This window comes from Halorubrum coriense DSM 10284 (assembly GCF_000337035.1).
In the GTDB taxonomy this organism is placed as follows: domain Archaea; phylum Halobacteriota; class Halobacteria; order Halobacteriales; family Haloferacaceae; genus Halorubrum; species Halorubrum coriense.
Genome location: NZ_AOJL01000060.1, coordinates 1 through 24,609, shown reverse-complemented (window position 1 = coordinate 24,609; position 24,609 = coordinate 1). Strand labels below are relative to the sequence as shown.

The 24,609-nt window shown below is 71.4% G+C and carries 24 protein-coding genes and 1 pseudogene; 15 read left to right on the top strand and 10 right to left on the bottom strand.

The annotated features are described in order from the left end of the window. Together C464_RS13560 and C464_RS13555 are read right to left on the bottom strand one after the other, a co-directional pair. Positions 1–1,197 (bottom strand): hypothetical protein, encoded by a 1,197-nt coding sequence (locus tag C464_RS13560; RefSeq protein WP_006114320.1) that lies wholly within the window; start codon positions 1,195–1,197, stop codon positions 1–3. A gap of 38 nt (positions 1,198–1,235) precedes the next feature. Continuing rightward, positions 1,236–1,703, bottom strand: a complete 468-nt coding sequence (locus tag C464_RS13555; RefSeq protein ID WP_006114319.1) for a 30S ribosomal protein S15 — start codon at positions 1,701–1,703, stop codon at positions 1,236–1,238. Positions 1,704–2,057: 354 nt separating this feature from the next. Here C464_RS13555 and C464_RS13550 point away from each other — a divergent pair, with 354 nt between their 5' ends. From C464_RS13550 to C464_RS13535, 4 genes are all read left to right on the top strand, one after another. Continuing rightward, positions 2,058–3,623 (top strand): Na+/H+ antiporter NhaC family protein, encoded by a 1,566-nt coding sequence (locus C464_RS13550; protein WP_006114318.1) that lies wholly within the window; start codon positions 2,058–2,060, stop codon positions 3,621–3,623. Further along, entirely contained in the window at positions 3,620–3,892 is a 273-nt protein-coding gene (locus tag C464_RS13545) for a DUF7513 family protein (RefSeq protein ID WP_006114317.1), read from the top strand. Before C464_RS13550 ends, C464_RS13545 begins: the two co-directional genes overlap by 4 nt. Positions 3,893–4,320: 428 nt before the next feature. Next, complete coding sequence (locus C464_RS13540) at positions 4,321–5,004, top strand: PHP domain-containing protein (RefSeq protein WP_049911242.1); 684 nt, start codon at positions 4,321–4,323, stop codon at positions 5,002–5,004. Positions 5,005–5,009: 5 nt separating this feature from the next. Further along, positions 5,010–6,236, top strand: a complete 1,227-nt coding sequence (locus C464_RS13535; RefSeq protein WP_006114315.1) for an asparagine synthase C-terminal domain-containing protein — start codon at positions 5,010–5,012, stop codon at positions 6,234–6,236. A 259-nt stretch (positions 6,237–6,495) separates the two neighbouring features. Here the strand turns inward: C464_RS13535 and C464_RS13530 are convergent, their stop codons facing one another. Further along, complete coding sequence (locus C464_RS13530) at positions 6,496–7,176, bottom strand: uracil-DNA glycosylase family protein (RefSeq protein ID WP_006114314.1); 681 nt, start codon at positions 7,174–7,176, stop codon at positions 6,496–6,498. A 319-nt stretch (positions 7,177–7,495) separates the two neighbouring features. Between C464_RS13530 and C464_RS19295 the strand changes: the two genes are divergently transcribed. Both C464_RS19295 and psmB read left to right on the top strand, forming a co-directional pair. Further along, positions 7,496–7,663, top strand: coding sequence for a hypothetical protein (locus C464_RS19295; RefSeq protein ID WP_006114313.1), 168 nt, complete (start codon positions 7,496–7,498; stop codon positions 7,661–7,663). Between the two features lie 220 nt (positions 7,664–7,883). Continuing rightward, entirely contained in the window at positions 7,884–8,615 is a 732-nt protein-coding gene (gene psmB / locus C464_RS13525; protein WP_006114312.1) for an archaeal proteasome endopeptidase complex subunit beta, read from the top strand. A gap of 180 nt (positions 8,616–8,795) precedes the next feature. On the opposite strand, the gene C464_RS13520 is transcribed toward psmB, so the two are convergent. From C464_RS13520 to C464_RS13510, 3 genes are all read right to left on the bottom strand, one after another. Then, the gene (locus C464_RS13520; RefSeq protein ID WP_006114311.1) at positions 8,796–9,536 is read right to left on the bottom strand and encodes a protein sorting system archaetidylserine synthase; all 741 of its coding nucleotides are present in this window, start codon (positions 9,534–9,536) and stop codon (positions 8,796–8,798) included. Between the two features lie 102 nt (positions 9,537–9,638). Further along, the gene (locus C464_RS13515) at positions 9,639–10,691 is read right to left on the bottom strand and encodes a Brp/Blh family beta-carotene 15,15'-dioxygenase (protein WP_049911188.1); all 1,053 of its coding nucleotides are present in this window, start codon (positions 10,689–10,691) and stop codon (positions 9,639–9,641) included. A gap of 183 nt (positions 10,692–10,874) precedes the next feature. Continuing rightward, positions 10,875–11,255, bottom strand: coding sequence for a SlyX family protein (locus C464_RS13510; protein ID WP_006114309.1), 381 nt, complete (start codon positions 11,253–11,255; stop codon positions 10,875–10,877). A 178-nt stretch (positions 11,256–11,433) separates the two neighbouring features. Between C464_RS13510 and C464_RS13505 the strand changes: the two genes are divergently transcribed. Both C464_RS13505 and C464_RS13500 read left to right on the top strand, forming a co-directional pair. Then, entirely contained in the window at positions 11,434–12,213 is a 780-nt protein-coding gene (locus C464_RS13505; RefSeq protein ID WP_080510461.1) for a bacteriorhodopsin, read from the top strand. A 66-nt stretch (positions 12,214–12,279) separates the two neighbouring features. Continuing rightward, on the top strand, positions 12,280–12,495 hold the full coding sequence (locus tag C464_RS13500; protein ID WP_193366020.1) for a hypothetical protein: 216 nt from the start codon (positions 12,280–12,282) through the stop codon (positions 12,493–12,495). Between the two features lie 119 nt (positions 12,496–12,614). Here C464_RS13500 and C464_RS13495 read toward each other — a convergent pair whose 3' ends face one another. Beyond that, positions 12,615–14,675: an AAA family ATPase gene (locus C464_RS13495; protein WP_006114306.1), complete on the bottom strand. Its 2,061-nt coding sequence runs from the start codon at positions 14,673–14,675 to the stop codon at positions 12,615–12,617. 203 nt (positions 14,676–14,878) lie between these two features. On the opposite strand from C464_RS13495, the gene C464_RS13490 reads away from it, so the two are divergent. The 4 genes from C464_RS13490 to C464_RS13475 all read left to right on the top strand — a co-directional run bounded on the left by C464_RS13490 (position 14,879) and on the right by C464_RS13475 (position 19,464). After that, positions 14,879–16,879 (top strand): bacterio-opsin activator domain-containing protein, encoded by a 2,001-nt coding sequence (locus tag C464_RS13490; RefSeq protein ID WP_049911186.1) that lies wholly within the window; start codon positions 14,879–14,881, stop codon positions 16,877–16,879. Between the two features lie 136 nt (positions 16,880–17,015). Next, complete coding sequence (locus C464_RS13485) at positions 17,016–17,429, top strand: SRPBCC family protein (RefSeq protein WP_049911240.1); 414 nt, start codon at positions 17,016–17,018, stop codon at positions 17,427–17,429. Between the two features lie 122 nt (positions 17,430–17,551). Continuing rightward, positions 17,552–18,763, top strand: a complete 1,212-nt coding sequence (locus tag C464_RS13480; protein ID WP_006114303.1) for an SPFH domain-containing protein — start codon at positions 17,552–17,554, stop codon at positions 18,761–18,763. 89 nt (positions 18,764–18,852) lie between these two features. Then, a complete protein-coding gene (locus tag C464_RS13475) occupies positions 18,853–19,464 on the top strand; it encodes a winged helix-turn-helix transcriptional regulator (RefSeq protein ID WP_006114302.1) in 612 nt (203 codons plus the stop codon). 16 nt (positions 19,465–19,480) lie between these two features. Here C464_RS13475 and C464_RS13470 read toward each other — a convergent pair whose 3' ends face one another. From C464_RS13470 to C464_RS13460, 3 genes are all read right to left on the bottom strand, one after another. Further along, positions 19,481–19,735, bottom strand: coding sequence for a DUF7123 family protein (locus C464_RS13470; protein WP_006114301.1), 255 nt, complete (start codon positions 19,733–19,735; stop codon positions 19,481–19,483). Between the two features lie 152 nt (positions 19,736–19,887). After that, positions 19,888–20,481 (bottom strand): DUF84 family protein, encoded by a 594-nt coding sequence (locus tag C464_RS13465; RefSeq protein ID WP_006114300.1) that lies wholly within the window; start codon positions 20,479–20,481, stop codon positions 19,888–19,890. Beyond that, on the bottom strand, positions 20,478–21,275 hold the full coding sequence (locus C464_RS13460; RefSeq protein WP_006114299.1) for a cobalamin-binding protein: 798 nt from the start codon (positions 21,273–21,275) through the stop codon (positions 20,478–20,480). The genes C464_RS13465 and C464_RS13460 overlap by 4 nt, the downstream gene beginning before the upstream one ends. Before the next feature lie 258 nt (positions 21,276–21,533). Between C464_RS13460 and C464_RS13455 the strand changes: the two genes are divergently transcribed. The 3 genes and pseudogenes from C464_RS13455 to C464_RS13445 form a co-directional block, all read left to right on the top strand. Continuing rightward, on the top strand, positions 21,534–22,508 hold the full coding sequence (locus tag C464_RS13455) for a transcription initiation factor IIB (RefSeq protein ID WP_006114298.1): 975 nt from the start codon (positions 21,534–21,536) through the stop codon (positions 22,506–22,508). Positions 22,509–22,586: 78 nt separating this feature from the next. Next, entirely contained in the window at positions 22,587–23,294 is a 708-nt protein-coding gene (locus C464_RS13450; RefSeq protein WP_006114297.1) for a type I 3-dehydroquinate dehydratase, read from the top strand. Positions 23,295–23,813: 519 nt separating this feature from the next. Next, positions 23,814–24,587, top strand: a pseudogene (locus C464_RS13445) (rhomboid family intramembrane serine protease); the annotation flags it as partial. Between the last annotated feature and the right edge of the window lie 22 nt (positions 24,588–24,609).

Genomic DNA, 24,609 nt, shown 5'->3' with positions numbered 1-24,609 from the left:
TCAGATCGCCTCCCGGAGCGCGGCGAGCGCCGCCGTGACGTCGGATTCTCCGGGTCCGTCGGGCTCGACGGCGATCCCGCCGCGGGCGGGGGACCCCCAGCCGTCGCCGCCGACCTCGCCGGCGGCGGTCCGGCAGGCGTCGCCGAGTCCGACCGGTTCGGTGGCGAGGGCCGCGAGCCGGCCAGCGCCCTCGTCGAGCGCGACCGCGACGGGCTCCGGCGACCGGAAGTCCCGGGCGAGTCGGGCGACCGTCGGTAGAACCGTCGGAGGCGCGTCGACGCGGGCGACGACGCAGCCGTCGTGCCGGCCGACCGTCGCGTCGTCGAGCGCCCGGTGAGCCGCCAGTCCGTGGCGGTGCCACGCGTCGAGCGCGGCCGTCCGGAGCGACGGGTCGGGGTCGCTCGCGAGCGCGAGCGCAATCCCCGTCCCGGGCGCTTCCGCGGCGAGCGCGTCGAGCACGTCGGCGTAACCGCCGACCGTCTCGAACGGGCCGTCCGTCGCGTACGGGCGGAGCGCGCGCTCGGCCGCCGAGGCCGCGCGCTCGCTCGCGTCGTCGCCGTCGACCGCGTCGACCGCGACCAGCGACGCGAAGCGCCGGCGGTCGTCGGCGTCGGGGTCGGCGGGCAGTCCCAGGGGGTCGAGCGCGTCGCGCGCCCCCGCGGGATCACCGGAGTACCGCGTCAGTGCGAGCGTCGAGGCCGCGAGGGCCTCGGACCGCGAGGGCGCGGCGTCCGCGCCGCCGTCTCCGCCCGCAACCGGAAGCGCGACGCCGGGCCGCCGCTCGACGCGACCGGCGCGTTCCGCGGCGTCGAGCGCGTCGCCAGACCCGTCGGCGCCGGGGACGGACCCGGCCGCGACGACGCCGGCGAGCGCGACCACGGGGTCGGGCTCGACGCCGAGCGCGCGGGCGACCGCGAAGGCCGCCGTGCTCGCCGGGCGTCCCGTCCCGGGGATCGCGTGCGGGCCGCGGTCGACGCCGACCGCCACCGCGACGCCGTCGTCGACGTCGGCCGGGACCGGATCGCGGGCGACCCGCGCCTGGAACGGCGTGCCCGTCGCTCGGAGCGCTCGCGCGAGCAGTCCGGCGGCTGCCAGCGCGTCGCCGTCGTCGGTCGCGACGAGCCGGACGAACGGCGCGTCTGCGAGGACGCCGGCGAGCGCGTCGGGGGCGGGCGTGGCGGACGTCGCTTCGGTCATGGTGTGTCGTGGACTCCTGTCGCCGCGCTACGGCCGCGTTACTCCTCTAAGAGCTCGACGGCGTTCTCGTAGGTGTACGTGAACTCCTCGTCGATCTCGTCGCCGCGGTAGTAGTTCGCGAGGCGGCGGATCTTCGACTCCGTGTTCTGGAGCGCGCGCTTGTTCTGGTGGTCCTGCCCGTTCTCCTCCATGTGCTCGCGCAGGCGGATCGCCTGCGACATGAGGTTGCGGAGGTCCTCGGGGATGTCGGCGTCGGCGTCGTGTGCTTCGAGGATCTCGGTGACCTTCTTGCCGGTCGCCAGCTTCACGTCGGGGACCGGGACGCCCTTGACGCCCTCGTCGCGCAGCTTGAGGCCGATGACGCTGGGGTCGTGGCCCTGCTCCGCCAGTTCGACGACGCGGGACTCGATGTCCTCGGCGTCGACGTCGCTCCACTCCGGGGTCTCGTCCGTCGCCGGTTTGTCCGAACCGGACGAACCGCGACGGCGCGTGTGCATTCGTGCCATTGTCTGTCTGGTTGGAACGGCACAACCGCAACGTGACCGCGACTCCGCGCGGCGCGGCTACGAATCGCTCGCGGACGAGCGATTCGATCGGACGGTCCGCGCGAGCGGACCACCCGACCGCGACGCCGGAGGCGTCGGCGCACTGCTACATTCCCAAGCCGCGGGCGAAAGGGCCCCGGCGCGTCGGATCTGCAGCTGTGCTGTTCCCGTCAGGAGGGTCGCCGTCGGGGGTCTTAAGCGTGTTCTTGTCCCTCGCCGAGGCGACTCCGTCGGGCGAACGCCCCCGTTCCGTCTGACGGAGCGGACACGGGGATTTACGTGGGGCGTCGGTCTGCGGAGGTGTGTGAGAGACAAATGACTGATACGGCAGCCGGGGCCCCGCCCGCGACCGACGGCGGTGACCCCCCGGACGGCAGCGAGTTCGGCGTCGGCGACGAAGGGAGCGACGGCCCCCGGATCGAGTTCCGCGGGGGGAAGTGGGCGAGCACGGTCCCGCTCGTCTTCTTCATCTGCTGGGCGATCTTCCAGAGCGGCGTCCTCGGGATCGGGGACACCAACGGGCTCGTCGTGGGCGCGCTGATCGGGACGACGCTCGGGATGTTCCTCGTCCGCGGCGACTGGAAGGCGTACGCCGACACCATCTTCGAGGGGATGACCCAGCGCGTGGCCGCGACGGCCATCGTCGCGTGGCTGTGGGCCGGGATGTTCGCCCAGACGCTCCAGGCCGGCGGCTTCGTCGATGGGCTCATCTTCGCGGCCGACGCGCTCAACGTCGGGGCCGCGACGTTCCCCGCGGCGGCGTTCGTCCTCTGCGGGCTCCTCGCGACCGGTATCGGGACGGGGTACGGGGCGACCGTCGCGTTCGTGACGCTCTTCTTCCCGGCCGGCGTCCTCGTCGGCGCGAACCCGGTGCTGCTGTTCGCCGCCATCCTCTCCGGGGCCGTCTTCGGCGACAACCTCGCGCCGGTCAGCGACACGACGATCGTGAGCGCGGTCACGCAGGACGCCGACATCGGCGGGGTCGTCGCCTCGCGGTTCAAGTACGCCATCGCGGCGGCGGTCCCCGCGCTGGCCGCGTACCTGATCGCGGGCTCGGCCATGTCCGGCGTGGAGCTGGAGGGGGCCGTCGCGCTCCGCGAGTCCGCGAACGCCCTCGGGCTGGTCCACCTGCTCTCGATGGGCACCGTCATCGTCACCGCGGTCGCGGGCCGCCACATCGTCGAGGCGATCTCGTGGGGACTGCTCGTGGCGGTCGGGTTCAACCTCCTGTTCGGGTTATCGAGCGCGAGCGACATCGTCGCGTTCACGGTCACGGAGGCCGGCGCGCTCTCCGGGCTGCCGGTCGTCGAGGTCGGCGAGACCGCCGGGGTCGGCGGGAGCCTCTACGTCGGCGCGGTCGGGTTCTTCCCGCTCATCGTCCTGACCCTCCTCATCGTCGCGATGGCGCAGATCATGATCCGCGGCGGCGGCTTCGAGGCGATCCAGACGTTCCTCCTCGACCGCGTCGCGACGACCGTCCGCCGGGCGGAGCTGACGATGGTCCTCGGCACCGCGACGATCAACGGGATGATCACCATCAACACCGCGGCGGAGATCGCGATCGCCCCGTACGTCGCCCGGATCGGCGAGAAGTTCAACATCAACGGCTACCGGCGCGCGAACATCTTGGACGCCAACACCTCCGCGCTCGGCTACATCTTCCCGTGGGCGGGCGGCGTGCTGGTCGGCTATCAGGTGATGGTCGGCCCCGACGGGCTCGGGGCCGAGTACGGCCCCGAGATGGTCGTCAACCCGATCGAGGTCGTTCCGTACGTCTTCCACGGCTGGTTCCTCGTGACGATCTTCGTCCTCGCCGCGATCACCGGCTTCGGGCGGGAGTACATTCCCGACCGCGCCTCCGAGGAGGTGTCTCGCGCGTGAGCGTCTTCGACAAGTTCCTCGCGGGCTGGTCGTTCCGCGGGTCGGCGCCGGGCTACGCCGCCGGCGACGTGATCGAAGTGATGGTCACCGGCGACGGCGACCGGACCGGCGAGGTCGTCGCCCGCATCGGCGACTCGACGCTGCGGATCGCCGACGCGCCGGCGGACGCGGTGAACACGCGGGTCGTCGTCGACGTGGAGTCGTGGGACGACTCGGCGCACACCGGCCGGGCGACGTACCGGGAGACGGTGGGCGAGAGCGCTTTTTAAATAGCGTCGAACGGTTCAGATTTTTGGTTTTTCGGTTTTTCGCTCCCGCTGTTCGGTGCTGAGTAGTCGACGACAGATCGACCGCGAACGCCGCCTCGCGCCTGCCCCTTTGAGCCCCAGCCCACCGCACGGCAACCGCGCCTCACACCTCCCCAGCCTCGTCGGTCGCCGTCGCTCCNCCCTTTGAGCCCCAGCCCACCGCACGGCAACCGCGCCTCACACCTCCCCAGCCTCGTCGGTCGCCGTCGCTCCGCTCGGCGACCGACTCCCTCGCGCGTGCTCCTCGCGTCCTTCGGCCGCTCGGCGGCACGCACCACCGCGATGGACGGGTGAGTATCACATCGCCGTATCGGGGTTCAGCCGCCGCGAATCGACGGGAACGGGCTCGAACCGGGGCGCTTTTTATGACCACGCTCGAATCGGGGGACGTGCTATCGGTCGAGCTCCACGCGCACTCCGCGCTGTCGTACGACGGGCGCGACCCGGTCGACCTCCTCTTGGAGCAGGCGGCCGCGGTCGGGCTCGACGCGCTCGCCGTCACCGACCACGACGAGATAGACGCCAGCATCGAGGCGGCCGAGAAGGCCCCCGACTACGGCCTCGTCGGCATCGTCGGCATGGAGGTGACCTCGGCGGTTGGCCACGTCCTCGCGTTCGGCATCGAGGAGCGCGTCGAGAGCGGCCTCCCGTTCGACGAGACGCTCGACCGGATCCGCGACCAGGGCGGGATCGCGGTCGTCCCCCACCCCTTCCAGAAGTCCCGCCACGGCGTCGCCGCGCACGTCAGCAACGAGCAGCTCGCGAGCGCCGACGCCCTCGAAGTGTACAACTCCCGGCTGTTCACCGGGCGCTCGAACCGACAGGCGGAGAAGTTCGCCGTCCGCAACGGCCTCCCGATGACCGCCGGCAGCGACGCCCACATCTCCGAGATGGTCGGGCAGGCGGTGACGGAGGTGGGCGCGGACGAGCGCTCCGCGGCCGCGATACTCGACGGCATCGCCGACGGCCGGACGAGCGTCGTCGGGAAGCGCACGCCGTGGCGGGTCTCGCTCAGGCAGTTCGGCGGGGGGGCCAAGCGCCGCGCGCTCCGCGCCATCGACGCGATCCGGTGACTCCGATGTCGCCGCAGGACTCCCCGACGGACGGGGACTCGACGCTCCGCGGCCTAGCCGCGGACCGCGTCCGCGCCGCCCTCCGCGACGGCGACCCCCTCCCCGGCGGGTGCGGCTTCGCCGGCCTGCTCGCCGATCCGCCGGACCGCGAGGGGCCGGTCCTCGTCCGCGACGTCCTCGGCCGGCAGCCGGTGTTCGTCGAGCGCGAGGCTCGCGATCCGGAGGCGGATCGGCGACCGACCGCGCCCGGCGCGTGGGACTTCGACCGCGGCGCGCTCGACGACCCGGAGCCGGTCCCGGCCGGCGTCGTCGTCTCGGCGACCGGCACGGAGCGCGTCTGGCGGCTCCCGGAACCGGGGGCGACCACGGACCGGGAGGCGGCGCTGGCGGCGGTCGAGGACGCGGTGAGCGCGGCGCTCGGCGACCTCGCGCCCGGCGCGCGCGCCGCCGAGACCGACGGCGGCGATCTCGCGGTGGCCTTCTCCGGCGGCGTCGACTCCGGGCTCGTCGCGGCCGCCGCCCCCGAGGCACCCTGCTACGTCGCCGGTTTCGAGGGGAGCCACGACGTGAGCGCCGCGCGCGCGGCCGCGGAGGCGATGGGCCGCGACCTCCGGGTCGTCGAGATAACGCACGACGACCTCACCCGCGCCGTCCGCGCGGTCGCGGCCGCGACCGGCCGGCGGAACCCGATGGACGTCGCCATCGCGGTGCCGCTGTTCCTGACGGCCGAGGCGGCCGCGGCCGACGGGGTCGACCGGCTCGCCGTCGGGCAAGGGGCCGACGAGCTGTTCGGCGGCTACAGCAAGGTCGTCGACCCCGCCGAGGACCCGCGGGTCGAGGCCGACACCGTCCGCGGCGCGCGGACCGAGACCGTCCGCACGCTGCCCGACCAGCTGGAGCGGGACGTGCTCGCGCTCCGCGCCGCGGGCGTCGAGCCCGCGACGCCGCTGCTCGACGACCGCGTGGTCGCCGCCGCGCTGGCGCTCCCGGACGACCTGCTCGTCGGCGGCGACGAGCGCAAGGTCGCGCTCCGGCGCGTCGCGGCCGGACGCGTCCCGGAGTCGGTCCGGACCGCGGACAAGAAGGCGGTCCAGTACGGCACGTACGTCTCCCGCGAGCTCGACCGGCTCGCGCGGCGGGCCGGCTACAAGCGACGGATGGACGACCACGTCGATAAGTACGTCGCGGCGCTGTGCGCCGAGGAAAAACCGGCCGGAGAGGGCCGGAACTGACCAAGTCGCCGCGTGGAGTACCAGTCCTGCGGCCGACGCCCGATCGACCGGGCGTCTGTGGATAGATCGACAGGACGGATATAAAATACGGGCAGTAGCGACAAATATGACACGTTCGGGCGCGGGCAGGAAACGATCGTTCGCGGAGCCGACCGATTACTGCCGGATCCGCGCATTGGCGACTCGCTTTGCCGGAGAAAACGCACGTCCATCCGAGCGGAAGCCGCCCGGTTCGCGGTGACCGCGAGCGGCCGCGACGTCAGCGGACGAGGTACGGGTCGTGGCCCGCGACGAACCGACCGAGGTCGCTCTCGCGGCGGAAGTCGGTCGACCGGAGCTCTCGGAGCGACCCGACGAGCCGGTCGGCGTCGCCGTCGGTCCAATCGGCGGGGTCTTTCACCGGCACGACCAGCCAGCCCGCGCCGAGCAGCTCCTCGCCGTGGAGCGCGTCCATGTCGATCTCGGTCTTCCACGCCCGCGCGGTGTACGTCTCTAAGACGTGTTCGGTCGCTCGCGCGCCCACCGGGAGCAGGACGTGGGCCGCGATGGCGCGGAGCTCGGCGTCGAAGAACCGCTCCATGTCGTCGTACGACCCCTCGTCCGGGACCGACTCGCCCTCGCACATGTGGAGGTACGAGAGGAACGTCCGGTCGGTTCGGACGGGGTCGACCGCGGTCGGGTCGCCGTCGGTCGCGACGCCGTCGCGGGCGACGCCCGCCGCGAGCCCCGCGATCAGTCCGGCCTCGGAGAGCGTCGACAGGAACGCCGGCGACCACGGCTCGCCGGTGAAGGGAACTCCCGCCGCGGTCCCGCCGTGGACGCCGGGGCGGTCGCCCACGACGTGGAAGTCGGCGTTGGCGTCGCCGTAACCCGGGACGAACGAGGGGCAGTCGGGCCGCATCCCGAACGGGTTCCGGATCTGGTCCGTGACGTTCTTCACGCGACACGATAGGCGCGCACTCGGTTAAATCCCGTTCGGTCCGGGCCGGGGCGACGCAGCCCGGGCCCCGGTCGGAGGGGTCGCGCCGCGCCGTGCGAGAGGCGTCGATGCGAGGCGCACGAGCCGCCGTAGATTCTCGTAAGTTATGGGAATAAACGCGGTCCGACCGGCTTGGGATACGCGTCGATCGACGCGGAGCGGGAGAAGTTTCAGGATCGTTAATCGACGACCCGAAATCGCACGACAGCGGCGGGGTAGCCTCGACGCGAGCCACGGAAGATATTTATATATCCCCCTGATGGGGTGTGACAGAAGTCCAATGTTCGACCGCATCCGTACCGCGGCCCTCTTCGGGCTGCACCAAGCGACCGTCGCCGTCGGGATCTCGCTGTTCCCGGTGGCCGTCTTCGCGCGTCAGTACCTCGGCGTCAACGTCCCCGTCGGTCGGCTCGTCGAGACGACCACCGAGGCCGTCGACGAGGAGTGATCGCGCGACGATAGTAGCTCGTTCTCCGTGGCCGACCCGACGCCGAGCGACGGCGAGACCGCTCGCGCCGGGTGTCGCGACCCCGTCACCGCTCTTCCTCGGCCCCGCGTCTCCCCTCGCAGTCGGTCGGTCGCGACCCGGCGACGGATAGGCCCGTCGGAACCGGTCGGCGGCCCCCGAAGGGTTGCCTTTATCTGCGCGCCGGGCGAATGAAGGCGTAATGCGAACACCGACTGGCGACCTCTCCGACGGGCCCGCCGCCGACCTCGGCCGCGACCAGCCCGTCTTCGGACCTGAGCTCGGCGAGTTCGAACACAGCGAACGCCGCGCCGCGAAGGCGGACGGCGAGGGCGAGATGAAGACCGGGACCACGACCGTCGGCATCAAGGCCGAGGACGGCGTCGTGATGGCGACCGACATGCGCGCCTCCCTCGGCGGCATGGTCTCCTCGAAGGATGTCCAGAAGGTCGAGGAGATCCACCCGCGCGGCGCCCTGACCATCGCCGGCTCCGTCTCGGCGGCGCAGAACCTCATCTCGACGCTCCGCGCCGAGACGAGTCTCTACGAGGCTCGCCGCAGCAAGGACATGTCGATGGAGGCGCTGTCGACCCTGACCGGGAACCTGCTCCGCTCCGGGGCGTTCTTCGTCGTCCAGCCGATCCTGGGCGGCGTCGACGACGAGGGCGCGCACATCTACTCCATCGACGCCCTCGGCGGCACGACCGAGGAGGAGTACACCGTCACCGGCTCCGGGTCGCAGTACGCGCTCGGTGTCTTAGAGCAGGAGTACGACGACGAGGTCAGCATCGACGAGGCGAAGACCATCGCCGCGAAGGCGATCCAGTCCGCCGTCGAGCGCGACCTGGCCTCCGGGAACGGGATCAACGTCGCCGTCGTCACCGATGACGGCGTCGACATCACCCGGTACAAAGAGTTCGACGACCTGCTGTAAGCGCTCGGCGACCCGAACTCGTCGACCGCTCGTTACTGCGAGTTTCTTCGGCTGCCTACCCTCGGGTGTGCCGTCCTACCGGAAGCCGTCACCCCGCCCCGAAGCCGTCGTCGACCCGAAACCGTCGCGCTGCCGCCGGATCCGTCGTCGCCGGACCTCGGTCGTCGGGCCGCTCCGAACTCACCGGCGGAGGCTCGGCGGGGCCTGAATGCCGTCGCCCCAGTAGAAGCGCGGGCCGAGGAGGAGGTAGCCGGAAGAGAGGAACAGCAGCGCGAACGCGAACCCCTCGCCGATCCACGCCGGGAGCGCGCCCGTCGCCATGTGGCCGGCGGGGGTGAGGATCACCGCCGCCTGAACGACGCCCATCACGAGCGCGTCCTGCGCGTGGAGGTCGGGGTACCGTACCGTCGACCCCATGAGCAGCGCGAACGCCGCCGTCGCCCCGACGAGGAGCGGCGGGGCGGTGTAGCCCGCGATGACGGCCGCCGCGAGCACCGTCGCGGCCAGCGTGGTCGGGACGCCGACCGTCTCCCGCGCCCCGTCCTCGTCGACGGTGTAGAGCCCAAGCCGGGCGACCGCGGCGGCGACGAACAGCGCGCCCGCGCCGATCCCGGCGGCGACGAGGACGGGGTCCGTCGCGAGCGAGCGCCCGTCTCGGACGACCGCGGCCACGAGCGCGGCGGGAGCGACGCCGAAAGACGCGACGTCCGCTAACGAGTCGAGGTACGGGCCGGCCGGCGTCGACCCGCGGTGGCGGGCGACGACGCCGTCGAGCCCGTCCGCGACCGCGGCGAGGAGCACGAGTCGGGCCGCGAGCGCGACGTCGACCGTGGCGGCGACGACGGCGAGGAAGCCGACGGCGGCGTTGGCCACGGTCACCGCGTCCGCGAGCCCGAGCCGCCGTGCGAACCGCAGAGGCATACCGTATCGGTCGACGAGCCGGGTTTTAGGGCTTGTTATCTCGTCGACCGCGGGCCGTTCGGGTCGAACGAACGAGCGTCTCGCCGACGGGCGCGCCCGCGGTCAGGGCACGTACCAGATGCCGCGCCCGAAGTCGAGCCACTCGCCGACGACGACGTGCGGCATCGCGATGACGCAGACGAAGATGGTGTAGAAGGCGACCGCGCCCGAGAGGAGCGACCCGCCGGCGAGGGGGTTCGGCGCGACGGTCCACAGACCGGCCGCGACGGTCGCCGTGATCAGCGCGCCGACGACGAGGACCCCCCACGCGACGACGAGCGAGACGCCCTCGGTCCGGTCCGGCTGCTCCCGTTCGACGACCATGCTCCGCGCCGACTGCCGGATCGAGTACCACAGCGGGAAGTAGAGCCCGATGGCGACCACGACGGGCACGAGCGCGAAGTACGCGACGAGCAGCAGCGTCTCCGCGGCGTCGAGGAGCCACGACCGACTGACGCCGCCGGTCGAGCGCAGGCTGGTGACGAGACCGCCGCCGAGGTGGGCGACCACGCCGAGCCCGAAGACCGCGCCGAGCGCCGTGGTGAACGCCTCGGGGTTCGAGGCGGCCGGGCCGGCGAGCCGGCCGTCGAAGACGCCCAGCATGATGCCGGTGAAGCTGTAGTAGGTCTCGGTCCAGAAGACGGCGGGGACGATCATCACGGCCCCGCCGCGGATCAGGGCGGCGAGCGCCCGTTGCGGCTTGGTCGGGAGATGCTCGGTGCCGACCAGCGCGTCCATCACGTGGAGGCCGCCGTGCCCGCCCTTCGCGACCGCCGTGCCGAACGCGAGCGCGAGGGCGGGCAGCGGCGCGACGACGAACAGCGCCACGAACGACGCGACGAAGCCGAGGTAGAGCGCGACGTACCGCGCGCCGAACGGGAGCCCCCGCCGCCGGAGGTTCGAGAAGTGTTCGTACCCCCCGTGCGGGAGGTTCAGGGCGACCATCCCGACGAGGTACGCGATCATCTGGGTCCGGAGCGACACCTCGGTCCCGGCCGCGGACAGCGCGCCGAACCCGACCGCGAGCAAGAGCAACGCCGCGCGGGACGCGCCGATTGCCGTCCGTTCCGGTTCACCGAGAAGCCGCCGCACCGGACTCGCCGTCGACGTAGCCATGGTCGTATGTACGGTCGTTACGGGGTTAGGGCCTCGTCGTCATTATTGGGTATTTTATAAGACCGCTGCGCGGCGGTCGGCGTCGGCGGCCCGAGTTGTGACGGCCGGCGGCCCGAACGAGCGATGCCGGTGGTCGGCGGCCCGAACGAGCGATGTTGGTTCGGTCTTCGCACGCGGGCGCGGTCAGTACGTGTGGATCACTTCGCCGCAGCGTGTACACTCGATCGTGTCAGACCTGAACAGGCGCTCCTTCTTCTCGGTGGGCCCGTTACACTCGGGGCAGACGCCGAGGTTCCGACCGTCGGCGACGCGAGCGGACAGGTCGAGGAACTGGTCTTCGAGCTTGTCGATCTGCTCCGACTGCTCTTCCACGACGGACCTGAGTTCTTCGATGGTCTCGTCGCGCTCCTCGACCGCGGTGGACAGCTCCTCGATCCGCTGCTCGTACGCGTCGATCGCCTCGACGTCGATGGAGACATCCTCGGCGGTCTCCGTTTCCGCCTCTCGCTCCGCGGTGGTTTCTGTGGTCGATTCCGCTTCGGCCTCGATGTCGTCGTCTGCCATACGACATCCGTGGAGCCCCAGGGTCATTACTTTCGGGCCGACTACGTTCCCCTTGGTGGGCGATGTGCCGCGGAACGCGACCGGCGAAGCACTCCCGCGATCGGCCGCCGGGGGACGCCCGTACCTGACTGGGTTGGCATCGATCTGAATAGGGTATATGCTATATGTAGATATGGGTATGGACCCGATAGCGCTACAGGCGGGATTCGACCTCCTCGGCGATGGTCGTCCCGAGACACTCTGGTTGGGTATCGGCACGCTACTAATGATCATCGGGACCTTCTATTTCATCGCCCAGGGGTGGGGCGTAACGGATAAGGAGGCCCGTGAGTACTACGCGATCACCATCCTCGTGCCGGGGATCGCGTCGGCCGCGTATCTGGCGATGTTTTTCGGCATCGGTGTGACCGAAGTCGAACTCGCCAGCGGAGCGGTGCTCGACATCTACTACGCCCGGTACGCGGACTGGCTGTTCACGACGCCGCTGCTGCTGCTCGACCTCGCCCTGCTGGCGAAGGTTGACCGCGTCAGCATCGGGACGCTCATCGGCGTCGACGCGCTGATGATCGTCACCGGTCTCATCGGCGCGCTCTCGAAGACGCCGCTCGCGCGGTACACCTGGTGGCTGTTCAGCACGATCGCGTTCCTGTTCGTGCTGTACTACCTCCTGACGAGTCTGCGCAGCGCCGCCGCGCAGCGCTCTGAAGAGGTCCAGAGTACCTTCAACACGCTGACCGCACTGGTCGCCGTCCTCTGGACGGCGTACCCGATCCTGTGGATTGTCGGGACCGAGGGCGCCGGCGTCGTCGGTCTGGGCGTCGAGACCCTGGCGTTCATGGTCCTCGACGTGACCGCGAAGGTCGGATTCGGGTTCGTCCTGCTCCGTAGCCGCGCGATCCTCGGCGAGACCGAGGCCCCCGAGCCGTCGGCCGGGGCCGACGCCTCCGCCGCGGACTGATCGGCAGGCCGACCCGACGCGACCGAACCGCACGGTTCAAACCGTTTTCACCGATCATTTTTCGACATGACTGACACCAATACTCAAGAGACACCGGTGCTGAACACGCGGTCCGTCGTCGGGCTCGCCGTCTGCCTCGTGATCGCCCTCTCCGGGATCTTCCTGATCCCGACGTTCGAATCGCGCGCGGGATTCGGCGTGACGTTCTGGACGATGGCGGCGTTGGAGCTACTCGCGATGGTCGGCGTCGCGTACTTCGTTCTCAACCTCCACGAGGAGTAGACCGCGCGGCGGCCCGCCGCCGTCGCCGAAACGTCGTCGCTGCCGCGCAAGCGTCATCGACGTCGCGAGAACATCGTCAGGGACGTTCGGGGCCGTCGGCGCTGTACCGGCGGGCGAACTCACTCAGACGATCGTTCGGCGTCGGCGCGGCCGTCGCGGGTCGACGGCGACGTCTCGGCCAAGGCGCGCTCGAAGTGGTCGGGCCCGACCGTCGGCTCGACGGGCGGCCCGTCGTCGACGATGGCGTCCTCGATCGCGAGCAGCCCGGCTTCCCGGACCAGCGCCGAGAGGTCGCCGCCGCTGTACCCGGCGGTGCGGTCGGCGAGGGCGTCGAAGTCGACGCCGGACGCGACCGGCATCTCCCGCGCGTGAATGCCCAGTATCTCTCGGCGGGCGTCCCGGTCCGGGAGCGGCGTCTCGACCGCCTTCTCGATTCGGCCGGGCCGGAGCAGCGCCTCGTCGATGTTGTCCGGGCGGTTCGTGGCCGCGATCACCACGACGTCGGTCAGCGGCTCCAGCCCGTCGAGTTCGGTCAGGAGCTGCGACACCACGCGCTCGCCGGCCCCCGTGTCGTCGCCCCGGCGCTTCGGCGAGATGGCGTCGACCTCGTCGAAGAAGACCACGGCGGGCGCGTTCTCCCGGGCGGTGGCGAACAGGTCGCGGACCGCCTGCTCGCTCGCGCCGACGTACTTGTCGAGCAGCTCGGGCCCGTTCACCGGGATGAAGTTCGCGTCGCTGAGGCTCGCCGCCGCGCGCGCGAGCAGCGTCTTCCCGGTCCCCGGCGGGCCGTAGAGGAGCACGCCGGACGGGGGATCGATCCCCATCGCGGCGAAGCGGTCGGCGTACTCTAGGGGCCAGTACACCGCGCGCACCAGCTCGCGTTTGGCCTCGTCGAGCCCGCCGACCTCGTCCCAGCCGACCGCGGGGAACTCGACCGTGACCTCGCGGAGTCCGGTGGGCTCGGTGTCGTCGACCGCGGCGTCGAAGTCGGCCATCCGGACCGCGGTGCGGCCCTCGCGGCAGACCGCCCGCTCCAGGGCGGCGTCCGCGAGGACTGCCAGGTCGGCGAACACGTACCCGTTGAGCCGCGCGGCGACGGCCTCGAAGTCGACGTCCATCGCGAGCGGTGCGCCCTCGCACAGCGATTCGAGCGCGGCGCGCCGCTCCGCGGTCGTCAGCGGCTCCACCGCGATCTCGCGGTCGAACCGCCCGCCGCGGCGCAGCGCCGACGGCACGCCGCCGCGGTCGGTCGTCGCGCCGATCACGACCGTCCGGTCGACTGCGCGGAGCTCGTCGAGGGTCGACCGAAACCGGTCTGCCAGCGCGCCGCCGCCGTCGTCGGCCCCGAGCGCTTCGAGGTCGTCGAGGAGGACCACGGTCGGCTCGCCGGCCGCGACGGCCTCGACCACGCGGTCGAGCTGGTCGGACTGGTCGCCGGCGCGCTCGCCCCGGAGGCGCGCAGCGGAGACGCGGACAAGCCTCGCGCCGGTCACGGCCGCGACGGCCTCGACGAGCGTCGTCTTCCCCGATCCGCGCGGCCCGTGGAGGAGCAGCCCGAGCGTCGGCGAGCCCGCCGACTCGAAGGTCTCCGCCGCGTCGAACCGGGTCGAGACCACCTCTCGGAGCCGTTCGAACGTCGCGGTCTCGACGACGTCCTCGGCGTCGCTCCTAGGGGACTCGTCGACGACGGCCGGTTTCCCGTCGTCGTCCGCGACGGTGATCTCGGTCTCGCCGCCGACGACGGCGGGCGAGGAGGGGGCCACGGTCCGCACGTCGAACCGGAGCGTGAGCGCGCCGCCGAGGCGGGTGACCTCGACCTCGTCGCCGACCGCGACCACGCGGCGGTCGAGTCGCTGGCGGATGGCGTCCTCGCTCCGTTCGAGGTCGACCGACTGCCGGAGTCGCAGGGTGAGCGACGACGCGACCGGGAGGTCCGACACCCCCACGGTCGCGGTGTCGCCCGGTTCGAGCCCGGCGGTGCGACGGAGTCGCTCGGGCACGAAGACGGCTTCCGGCCCGCCGTCGACCGCGACGACGGAGGCGACGACGCGGTGCGCGCCCTCGACGACGACCGAGTCGCCGAGGCCGATCCCGAGGTCGGCGAGGACGGCGTCCGGGAGGCCGATCCGGTCGCCGGGGACGGACGTGGGCGGCTCTCGCACCGGAACGCGCACGTTCATCGTTCGCGGGTTCGGGCGGGAGATGTCCCTGCGAAGGGGGGAGTCGACACCATACGTCGATCTCACGCCCACCGACCGTCAAGTAACCATGGCCTAACTGGACAGTCGAGTCGGGGCGACCCCCGTCGGTCGGCCGGTCGGCCGATGTTCGGCCCCGCGAAAGACCGGCAACCATTAACCCGTATCGGTGTGAACGGATGGTCATGGCGAACGCTCGGGCTCTCCTCGTCCACCCGGAGGAGGGGAGCGATCGGATCGAGACGGCGCTCGGTGCCGCGGGGTTCGACGTGACCCGCACGGACACCGCGGCCTCCGCGGTCGCGAAGGCGACCACCGGGGAGTACGACTGCGTCGTCAGCGAGTACACGCTGGCCGGCGACGACGGGGTCGCCCTCGCGACCGCGATCGAAGAGTCCGACGCCGGCGTGCCGGTCGTGATGTTCACGGAGACGGACGAGGAGGGCGTCCCGGAGGCCGCCTTCGAGAACGGGGTCGACCGGTTCCTCCAGAAGAACGGGTCGGCGTCGATCGACCGGCTGGTCTCGGACGTCTCGACCGTCTGCTCGGGGGTTCCGACCTCGGAGCCGCGGCAGGACGTCTCCGAGCACGAACCGTCCGCGGGAGAGGTGACGCGAGCCGTCGAGGACGCGCCGATCGGGATCAGCATCAGCGATCCGGACCTCTCCGACTACCCGCTCGTGTACGTCAACGACGCCTGGGAGGACCACACCGGCTACCCGGTCGAGGAGGCGCTCGGCCGTAACCCGCGGTTCCTCCAGGGACCGGGGACGGACCCGGAGACCGTCGAGGAGATCGCGGAGGCGCTCGGTAACGAGGAGGAGGTGACCGTCGAGATCCGGAACTACCGGCGCGACGGGACGCCGTTCTGGAACGAGCTGACGGTCGCGCCGATATACGACGAGGACGGCGGACTGGCCCACTACGTCGGCTTCCAGAACGACGTCAGCGAGCGGAAGGAGGCGGAGCGGCTCGCACAGGAGCGCGCGGAGAAGCTCGCGACGGAGCGGCGCTCGCTCGACAGGGTTCTCGGGCGGGTGAACGGACTGCTCAGCGACATCAGCCGCATTCTGGTCGAGAACCGGGACCCGAGCGTCATCCCGGAGCGCGTGTGCGAGGTCATCGCCGGCGAACCGGGATACGCCGGCGGCTGGATCGGCGACGTCTCCTCGGCGACCGGGAAACTCGAGATACGCGCCGCGAGCGGCCTGTCGGTCGAGGCGGGCGCGACGTTCGACCTCGACGAGACGCCCGCGGAAGTCCGAGAGGCGCTCGAGAGCGAGGAGCTCCGCACCGGATCGATGGACCACGCGTCCGACGGGCCGCTCGAACCGGAGAGCGCCGGCGGCCGGCGACTCCTCGTCGTCCCGCTCACCTACGGGGAGCGCCGGTACGGCCTGCTGGGGATCTACGGCAGCGGCGCGGACGTGCTCGACCGCCGGGAGCGGAAGGTGTGCGACTCGGTCGGGAAGATGATCGCGAACGGCCTCCACTCGCTGGAGACGACGAAGATCCTCACGACCGACCGGGTCGTCGAGATCGTCGTCGGGGTCCGCGACCCCACCGCGTCGCTCGCGCAGATCGCCGACGCCGTCGGCAGGGAGGTCACGCACCTCGGGACGACGCGGCTCGACGACGACGCCTGCGAGCTGTACTTCCGCGTCGACGGCGAGGGCCTGAACCTCGACCGAGTGGAGTCGCTCCCGCTGGTCGAGTCGATGCGGACGGTCTCGGAGACGAACGACGGTGCCAGCTTCGCCGTCACCGTCACGGAGTCGCCGCCGCTCACGCAGTTGGCCGACCACGGCGTCGTCGTCTCCGAGGCGACCGCCACGGCGGACGTGGCGACCCTGACCATCGAGGCCCCGCCAGAACACGACGTCCGGTCGATCCTCGACGTGTTCCGCGACGAGTACGAGGGCGTCGAACTCCGCTCGCGCGTCGAGCGCGAGAGCCGGGACCGCACCGTCGCGGAGTTCGCGGCGGCGGTCGACGAGCGCCTCACCGAGCGGCAGCGCGCCGCGCTGAAGACCGCCGAGCTGAACGGCTACTTCGAGTGGCCGCGGCCGGTCGACGGGTCGGAGATCGCGGAGCGGATGGGGATCACCCGACAGACGTTCCACCAGCACCTCCGCGCCGCGGAGCGGAAGCTGGTCGAGGCGTACGTGAACCCGCGGTCGAACTGATGAGCCGCGAGCCAACCGGCGGGGGCGTCAGCTCGTGACCGACGACCGACCGGCGTCGGGCGGCGACCGGACCGGTCGGGACGACGCGGGGAGCGCGTCCGTCGCGGACGACGACCCGTTCGCCGCGAGCGATACGATCCTCGTCGCGGCCGCCCCCGAGACCGTGTTCGCGTTCCTCGACGACCCGGCCAACCACGCGGCGATCACGCCGGGCCTCACGGACGTTCGGGACGTCGAGCCGCTGGCGAACGGCGGGAAACGACTCTCCTACACCTACCGGATGGCGGGGATCGGGATCGACGGCGAGATCGTCCAGACCGTCCACGAGCCGCCCGCGCGCCACGTCTTCGAGCTTCGGGGGCGGCTCACCGGCACCATCGACCTGCGGCTCGAACCCGCCGACGGCGGCACGGAGCTGACGTACGCCGCGACGTACGGCCTGCCGGAGAACGCTCTCACGAGGGTCGGCTCTCCCGTGATCCGACGGTTCAACGAGCGACAGCTCCGGGCGGCGCTGGAGAACGTCGCCGCGCGGTTCGACGGCGAGTGAGGCCCGCCCGCCGGGAGTTCGCCGGCGGGAAGTCGTCGTCCGCGCGTGACGACCGGGGGACGGCGCGCCGGTGAGCCCCCGGCGGGCGAACTATTAAGCGTGCGATGCCCTAAACGGAGAGTATGGACGTGATTCCCCTCCAACTCGGTTTCGGGCTCGTGGGCGTCGGGCTGCTGGCGCTCCTGCTCGTCGTCGTCACGCTCTGGCAGTCGTTCGAGATCGTCGACGCCTACGAGAAGAAGACGCTCACCGTCTTCGGCGAGTACCGCAAGCTGCTCGAACCGGGTATCAACCTCATCCCGCCGTTCGTCTCCCGCACGTACCCGTTCGACATGCGGACGCAGACGCTGGACGTCCCCCGTCAGGAGGCGATCACCCGTGACAACTCCCCGGTGACCGCCGACGCGGTCGTCTACATCAAGGTGATGGACGCGAAGAAGGCCTTCCTGGAGGTCGACGACTACAAGAAGGCCGTGTCGAACCTCGCGCAGACCACCCTCCGCGCCGTCCTCGGGGACATGGAGCTCGACGACACGCTGAACAAGCGCCAAGAGATCAACGCGAAGATCCGCAAGGAGCTCGACGAGCCGACCGACGAGTGGGGGATCCGCGTCGAGAGCGTCGAGGTCCGCGAGGTCAACCCTTCGAAGGACGTCCAGCAGGCGATGGAGCAGCAGACCTCCGCCGAGCGCCGCCGCCGCGCGATGATCCTCGAAGCGCAGGGTGAACGCCGCTCCGCGGTCGAGCAGGCCGAGGGTGACAAGCAGTCCAACATNCGCCGCGCGATGATCCTCGAAGCGCAGGGTGAACGCCGCTCCGCGGTCGAGCAGGCCGAGGGTGACAAGCAGTCCAACATCATCCGCGCGCAGGGTGAAAAGCAGTCGCAGATCCTCGAGGCGCAGGGTGACGCCATCTCGACGGTCCTCCGCGCCCGCTCCGCCGAGTCGATGGGCGAGCGCGCCATCATCGAGCGCGGCATGGAGACCTTAGAGGAGATCGGCAAGGGCGAGTCGACCACCTTCGTCCTCCCCCAGGAGCTCACCAGCCTCGTCGGCCGCTACGGCAAGGCCCTCTCCGGCTCCGACGTCCAGGAGATGGAGGGGCTCGACGGGAAGGAGTTCGACGCCGACACGCGGAAGATGCTCGGCCTCGACGACATCGACGAGATCCTCGGCCAGATCGAGGAGTCCGCCGAGATGAACGTCGAGGAGTTAGAGAAGGAGGCCGAGGCCGTGAAGGCGGGCGACGCCGGCGCGAGTATCAGGTCCGCGGACGAGGTCATCCAAGAGATGGACGACGAGGAGGCGGCCGCCGAAGTGGAGAAGGAGCGCTGATCGACGCGAAGCGCGGTCGAGCCGTCGATTCTCCGCGGTGAACTGACGCGAACGAAGTGTTTTTGTCGAGGCGCAGATTACTACTCGCCGTGACAGAGGGGTTCGACGGACGGAAACGCGAGACGCTCCGCCGTTTCGCCGCGGTCGGAGCGGCCGCACCGTTCGTCGGCACCGCGAGTGCGGACGCCGGGAGCGAGGACACGAACGAGACCAGGGAGGCGATCCGCGGCTACGTGCCGACGACCCCCGGCGCGCACTTCTCGAAGCTCCGCGACGACCTCCGTCTCGGCACCGGGGAGGCGCAGTACCACCTCCGGAAGCTCGAAGCGGCGGGCGCGGTCGAGTCGGTGAAAGACGCCGACTACCGCCGGTACTTCCCGGCGGGCCGGTTCGACGAGACCGACAAGCGGGCGCTCGGCTACCTCCGCCGGGAAACGCCGCGCGGGATGGTCCTCGCGCTGTTGCGCGACCCGGACGCGACGGGGGCCGACCTCGCGGCCGCCCTCGGCGTCTCGCGGCCGACGATAAGCGCCGCGGCCGCCGGCTTGGAGGACGCCGGGCTCCTCGACCGGACCGACGGCTACGCGCTGACCGAGCCGGAGCGACTGCTCACGCTCGTCGTCCGGTACGCCGACTCCTTCGACGCCGAGGCGGTCGCGTTCGCCGACGACGCCGCGTCGCTGGTCGCGTACGACCCCTGAGTCCGGCGGGACCGGCTCAGGTCGTGACCATCCACGTCGTCCCGGAAGAGTACCCCCACTTCTCGACGTCAATGTCGGTGGCGGCGTCGACGACCGCGCTCATGTTCGCCCCGACCTCCTTCGCCGAGAGGTCGAGGTCGTCGGCGATCAGCCGCGACTTGAAGTACGTCCGGTCGGCGGCGTTCTCGCGGAGGTACCGCAGGATACGCGCCTGTTTCGCGGAGAGGCCGGCCGGTTCGGCTACGACCGCGTCCGAGTGAGCCGTGCTCATACGGGTACCACGTCACCGCTCAGCATAAGGCGGTTGGTAGGTCGGGTTAACACGCCGCTATCGTGCGGTTTTCCGCGGTGAGGCGGGCGAGAGTCCCCGCCCAGCGGCGGGTTTGGGTACGGTCTTCGAACCGCGGCGGCGACGCGGAAGGGTCAGTACAGGGCGGTGACGAACGGGCCGAGCGCGCCGCTCACCCCGGCCGCGAGCGCCTCGGCGCGGTCGACGCGGCCGTTCGTGAGCGCGCCCGCCGCGCCGCCGCGCTCCGCGATCCCGTCGGTGTCGAGGCGGTCGTCCATCACGGGGCCGAGCTCCGCCCCGTCGTCGATGCGGGCGGCGACGTCCGCCGGGAGCGCGACGCTCGGGCCGGCTCCGCGGCCGACGCGGTCGCCGTCGGTCACCGCCGCCCACATGATCAGGTAGCGGTCGTCGGTCCCGTCGAACCCCGCGACCCCGCCCTCGATCCCGACGCCGAGGTCGTACGACGCGTCGCCGCCGGACCCCCCGTCGCCGTCCGCGTCGCCTCGTCGGGCTCCGAGGACGGCCGTCGCTCGGTTCTCAGCCCCCGCGACCGTCTCCGCGTGGCCCGTCGGCTGCTCGCTCACGCCGGAGTCGACGGGGATCGACTCGACCGCGACCCCGGTCGGGCCGCCGGGGAGGTCGTCGTCCGCCGCCGCGCCGAGCGCCAGTTCGACCGCGCGCCGCTTCACCGGGTTGCCGCTGCCGACGCCGACTCGCAGGGTCGTCATGTGCGGGCGTCGTCGGCCGCGGCCGAAAACGCCTCGGGATGGAGCAAGCGCGCCAGCCGCTCGACGCCGTCGATCAGGGCGGGGCTCGGCTGGTTCAGGAGCGAGTCGTCGACCACGCTCACCGGGGCGTCGATCCAGTCCCGCTCGGCGACGCCGGCGGGGTCGACGCGGTCACCGTGCCCGCAGACGTGGACGACGACGCGGTCCGGGTCGGCCCGCTCGACGGCGGCGGGGTCGACCTCGCGGGAGCGCTCCCCCGGGTCGACGAACGGGTAGCGGCCGCCCGCGGCGCGGACCGCGTCGGGGACCCAGTTGCCGGCCGCCATCGGCGGGTCGGACCACTCCTCGCAGTAGACGGTCGGTCGGGGGCGGCCGGCGACGCGCTCGGCGATCCGGTCGAGTCGGTCGCGGGCGTCGGCCGCGAGTCGCTCGCCCGCGTCGGGCCGGCCCACGTCGCTCCCGCGGGCCGCGAACCCGTCCAGGGCGTCGTCGAGGGTCGCGGGCTCGCGGTGCGCGACGTCGAAGCCGCGGTCGCGGCAGTCGGTGGCTAGGTCGGCCTGTAGCGCGTCGCTCGTCAGGACGACGTCGGGGTCGAGGGCGGCGACGCGGTCGAGGTCGGGGTTCAGCCAGCCGCCGACGGCGGTCGGGGCGTCCGGGCCGTGCGCCGACCCGGCGGCGGAACCGTCCGGGAGGTCGCAGTGGGCGGTGACGCCGACGAAGCGGTCGGCCGCGCCGAGCGCGGCGACGGTCGCGGTCGCGCTCGGCGCGAGCGAGACGACGCGGGGGGCGGACATGGCGTCCGATCCGGCCGCGACCGTCTCAACCGTTTCGGTCCCGGGGGCGAGGCGGGGGAGGGAGGCGAACGCCGACGGGGCCGAACGCAGCGCCGGCGGGCGAGGGAGCGCCGATCGAGAGACCGGCGAAAACACGTGATAGATCGTGTTCTTTTGTCGAGATCCGGGCGACACGTTCCGGTCGTTTTAAGTTGTGTTCCGCCGACGGTAACGTAAGATCGCTCTCGGGCAGTTTCAGTTTCCGGGGGCAACCGAGCTATGAGTGAACGACTACACACACGGGGGAGTCGCTCCCGAACGGAGACGAACGAGGAGGAATCGGAGAACACTGACGAGACACTCAGCTGCCCGGAGTGCGGCGGCCACGTCATCAACGACGAGGAACACGGGGAGACGGTCTGTAGCGACTGCGGGCTCGTCGTCGAGGCGGACTCGGTCGACCGCGGCCCGGAGTGGCGCGCGTTCGACTCCCGCGAGAAGGACGAGAAGAGCCGCGTCGGCGCCCCGACGACCAACACGATGCACGACAAGGGGCTCTCGACGAACATCGACTGGCGCGACAAGGACGCGTACGGCCGGTCGCTCGGCGCGCGCCAGCGCCAGAAGATGCAGCGGCTCCGCAAGTGGAACGAGCGGTTCCGCACCCGCGACTCCAAGGAGCGGAACCTGAAGCAGGCGCTCGGCGAGATCGACCGGATGGCCAGCGCGCAGGGGCTCCCGGACAACGTCCGCGAGACGGCGTCGGTCATCTACCGCCGCGCGCTCGACGAGGACCTCCTCCCCGGCCGCTCCATCGAGGGAGTCTCCACCTCCTGCGTGTACGCCGCCGCCCGGATGGCCGGCGTCCCGCGCAGTCTCGACGAGATCGCCGACGTGTCGCGCGTCGAGAAGGCGGAGATCGCGCGGACCTACCGCTACGTCGTCCGCGAGCTGAAGCTCGAAGTGAAGCCGGCCGACCCCGAGCAGTACGTCCCCCGGTTCGCCTCCGACCTGGAGCTCTCCGAGGAGTCCGAGATGCGCGCGAAGAGCCTCCTCCGCAACGCCAAGGAGAAGGGCGTCCACTCCGGCAAGTCGCCGGTGGGCCTCGCCGCGGCCGCCGTCTACGCCGCCGCCCTGCTCACGAACGAGAAGACGACGCAGGCCGCGGTCTCGGAGGTGGCCGACATCAGCGAGGTCACTATCCGCAACCGATACCACGAGCTGCTGGAGGCCGAGGACGGCCTCGTCGCCTGACGCGACCCGCGGGTCCGCCGCTCGGTCGGTCCGCCCCGGAGGCACACACCTAAGTTCTCACCCGCGGAACGCCCGCGTATGTTCGAGGAGTTCGTTCTCGCCGCGAGCACGGCCGACCTCTCCGAGGAGCCCGCGGCTCGCGACCACGCCGACGCGGTGGAGTTCCGACTGGACCTCGCCACCGATCCGCTCGCCCAGCTCGACGCGTACGAGGGCGACCTCCCGCTGCTCGTCACGAACCGGGCGTCGTGGGAGGGCGGTGAGGCCGGAGGGCTCGGGCGGTACGACGCGCTCTCGGACGCGATCGGCCGCGACGCGGTCGCCGCGGTCGACGTCGAACTCGCCGCGCTGCGCGGGGCGCACCCGGATCCCGCGGAGGAGTCGCACGCGGCGGCGCTGCGCGACGCGGCGCGCGAGGCGGGGGTCGCGGTGGTGGCGTCGGTCCATGACTTCGAGTCCACCCCGGAGCCCGCCGCGCTCGTCGACCTGCTCGCCGACGCCGCGAGCGAGGGCGACGTCGGGAAGCTGGCGACGACCGCGACCGCGCCGGGCGACGCGCTCGCGATGATCGAGGCGACCCACGAGGCGACCGCGGCGGGCCACCGGGTCGCGACGATGTGTATGTGCGAGCCGGGGCGTCACACCCGCGCGGTCACCCCGGTCTACGGCTCGAAGATCGGCTACGCGCCCGTCCACCCCGCGAACGCGACCGCGCCGGGGCAGTACCCGCTCGCGACGCTTCGAAACCTCGTCGACGGGCTTCGAGACGGCGAGACGGGCGAGTGACGATGTATACATAATTGGCCGCGACTGCGGCAACCATTTATAAACTAGCTCGGTGCGGTGGCGCGTGCCGGCGAGTGGCCGCCGAAGGCGGCCGCGAGGAGCACGCGCGAGGGACGCCGTGAGTGACCGAAGGGAGCGAACGGCGAGGCTGGGGAGGCGTGAGGCGCGGTCGGGTGGGACTCGAAGGGGCAGTCGCGAAGCCGCCACAGACGACGCAAGCACCGCAGTGAGTGAGCGAAGCGAGCGAGGAGCACAGCGAGTGTACAGCGGCTTCGCGGCTGGGGCTTTGGCGGTGTTCGCGGTCGATCTGTCGCCGACTATTTATTAACGAGCGGCTGGGGCTTAGACGGCGGTCTCCGCGGAAGCAGCGATGAAGAACCGAGCGCCTGACGATTCGCGATCCGCCGTCGCCGTGCTGTCGAATGCGATATATAAACTACCGCGACCCCCGCCGGCTCCCCGGTGCGTTCTCACGTATGGAGCCAAACCGCTTTACCACCGCCCGCGTAAGTGTCGGCAATGGCGACGTGCGACGTGTGCGGGGAGTACGAGAACCTCCCGTACCAGTGTAAACGGTGCGGCCAGACGTTCTGCGCCGAACACCGACTGCCCGAGAACCACAACTGTCCGGGGCTCGCCGAGTGGGACGACCCCGGCGGGGTCTTCGACAGCGGCTTCAACGAGAGCGTCGAGGGCGGGTCCGCGGGCGGCGGCGCGGAGGCCCGAGGCGGCGGCGGCGGGGTCGTCGACCGCGTCAAGCGCCGGGTCGACCGCGAGACCAGCACGGGCGGGCTGGTGAGCTACTTCCGGGGGAACGCGACGTACACGATCCTGCTGGCGATGTGGGTCACGTTCCTCGCGCAGTTGGTCGTGTACTGGGGCGTGAGCCCGGCGCTTCACGACCAGCTGTTCGTGCTGCGGGCGAACGAGCTCCAGCGGGTCTGGACGTGGGTGACCGCCGTCCTCTCTCACTCGCCGATCAGTCTCTACCACATCATCGGCAACAGCGTCGTCCTGTTCTTCTTCGGCCCGCTCGTCGAGCGGGCGGTGGGGTCGAAGCGCTTCGCCGGGTTCTTCTTCCTGTCGGGGATGATCGCCGGGCTCGGCCACATCCTGTTCGCGCTCGCCGCGGGCGCGGCGTCGACCGGCGTGCTCGGGGCCAGCGGCGCCGGCTTCGCGATCCTCGGCGTGCTCACCGTCTGGCGGCCGAACATGCAGGTGCTCCTCTTCTTCGTCGTCCCGATGAAGATCAAGTACCTGACGTGGGGGATCGCGCTCGTCTCCGCGGCTGTCTCTTATACACATCTCTGATGGC

Coding starts and splice junctions, on each gene's coding strand:
- C464_RS13495 (WP_006114306.1), bottom strand. CDS start 14,675: ATGAACGTGCGCGTTCCGGTGCGAGAGCCGCCCACGTCCGTCCCCGGC.
- C464_RS13465 (WP_006114300.1), bottom strand. CDS start 20,481: ATGACGACCCTGCGAGTCGGCGTCGGCAGCGGCAACCCGGTGAAGCGG.
- C464_RS13455 (WP_006114298.1), top strand. CDS start 21,534: ATGAGTGAACGACTACACACACGGGGGAGTCGCTCCCGAACGGAGACG.
- psmB (WP_006114312.1), top strand. CDS start 7,884: ATGCGAACACCGACTGGCGACCTCTCCGACGGGCCCGCCGCCGACCTC.
- C464_RS13510 (WP_006114309.1), bottom strand. CDS start 11,255: ATGGCAGACGACGACATCGAGGCCGAAGCGGAATCGACCACAGAAACC.
- C464_RS13515 (WP_049911188.1), bottom strand. CDS start 10,691: ATGGCTACGTCGACGGCGAGTCCGGTGCGGCGGCTTCTCGGTGAACCG.
- C464_RS13500 (WP_193366020.1), top strand. CDS start 12,280: ATGACTGACACCAATACTCAAGAGACACCGGTGCTGAACACGCGGTCC.
- C464_RS13535 (WP_006114315.1), top strand. CDS start 5,010: ATGTCGCCGCAGGACTCCCCGACGGACGGGGACTCGACGCTCCGCGGC.
- C464_RS13470 (WP_006114301.1), bottom strand. CDS start 19,735: ATGAGCACGGCTCACTCGGACGCGGTCGTAGCCGAACCGGCCGGCCTC.
- C464_RS13460 (WP_006114299.1), bottom strand. CDS start 21,275: ATGTCCGCCCCCCGCGTCGTCTCGCTCGCGCCGAGCGCGACCGCGACC.
- C464_RS19295 (WP_006114313.1), top strand. CDS start 7,496: ATGTTCGACCGCATCCGTACCGCGGCCCTCTTCGGGCTGCACCAAGCG.
- C464_RS13560 (WP_006114320.1), bottom strand. CDS start 1,197: ATGACCGAAGCGACGTCCGCCACGCCCGCCCCCGACGCGCTCGCCGGC.
- C464_RS13490 (WP_049911186.1), top strand. CDS start 14,879: ATGGCGAACGCTCGGGCTCTCCTCGTCCACCCGGAGGAGGGGAGCGAT.
- C464_RS13520 (WP_006114311.1), bottom strand. CDS start 9,536: ATGCCTCTGCGGTTCGCACGGCGGCTCGGGCTCGCGGACGCGGTGACC.
- C464_RS13505 (WP_080510461.1), top strand. CDS start 11,434: ATGGACCCGATAGCGCTACAGGCGGGATTCGACCTCCTCGGCGATGGT.
- C464_RS13555 (WP_006114319.1), bottom strand. CDS start 1,703: ATGGCACGAATGCACACGCGCCGTCGCGGTTCGTCCGGTTCGGACAAA.
- C464_RS13450 (WP_006114297.1), top strand. CDS start 22,587: ATGTTCGAGGAGTTCGTTCTCGCCGCGAGCACGGCCGACCTCTCCGAG.
- C464_RS13550 (WP_006114318.1), top strand. CDS start 2,058: ATGACTGATACGGCAGCCGGGGCCCCGCCCGCGACCGACGGCGGTGAC.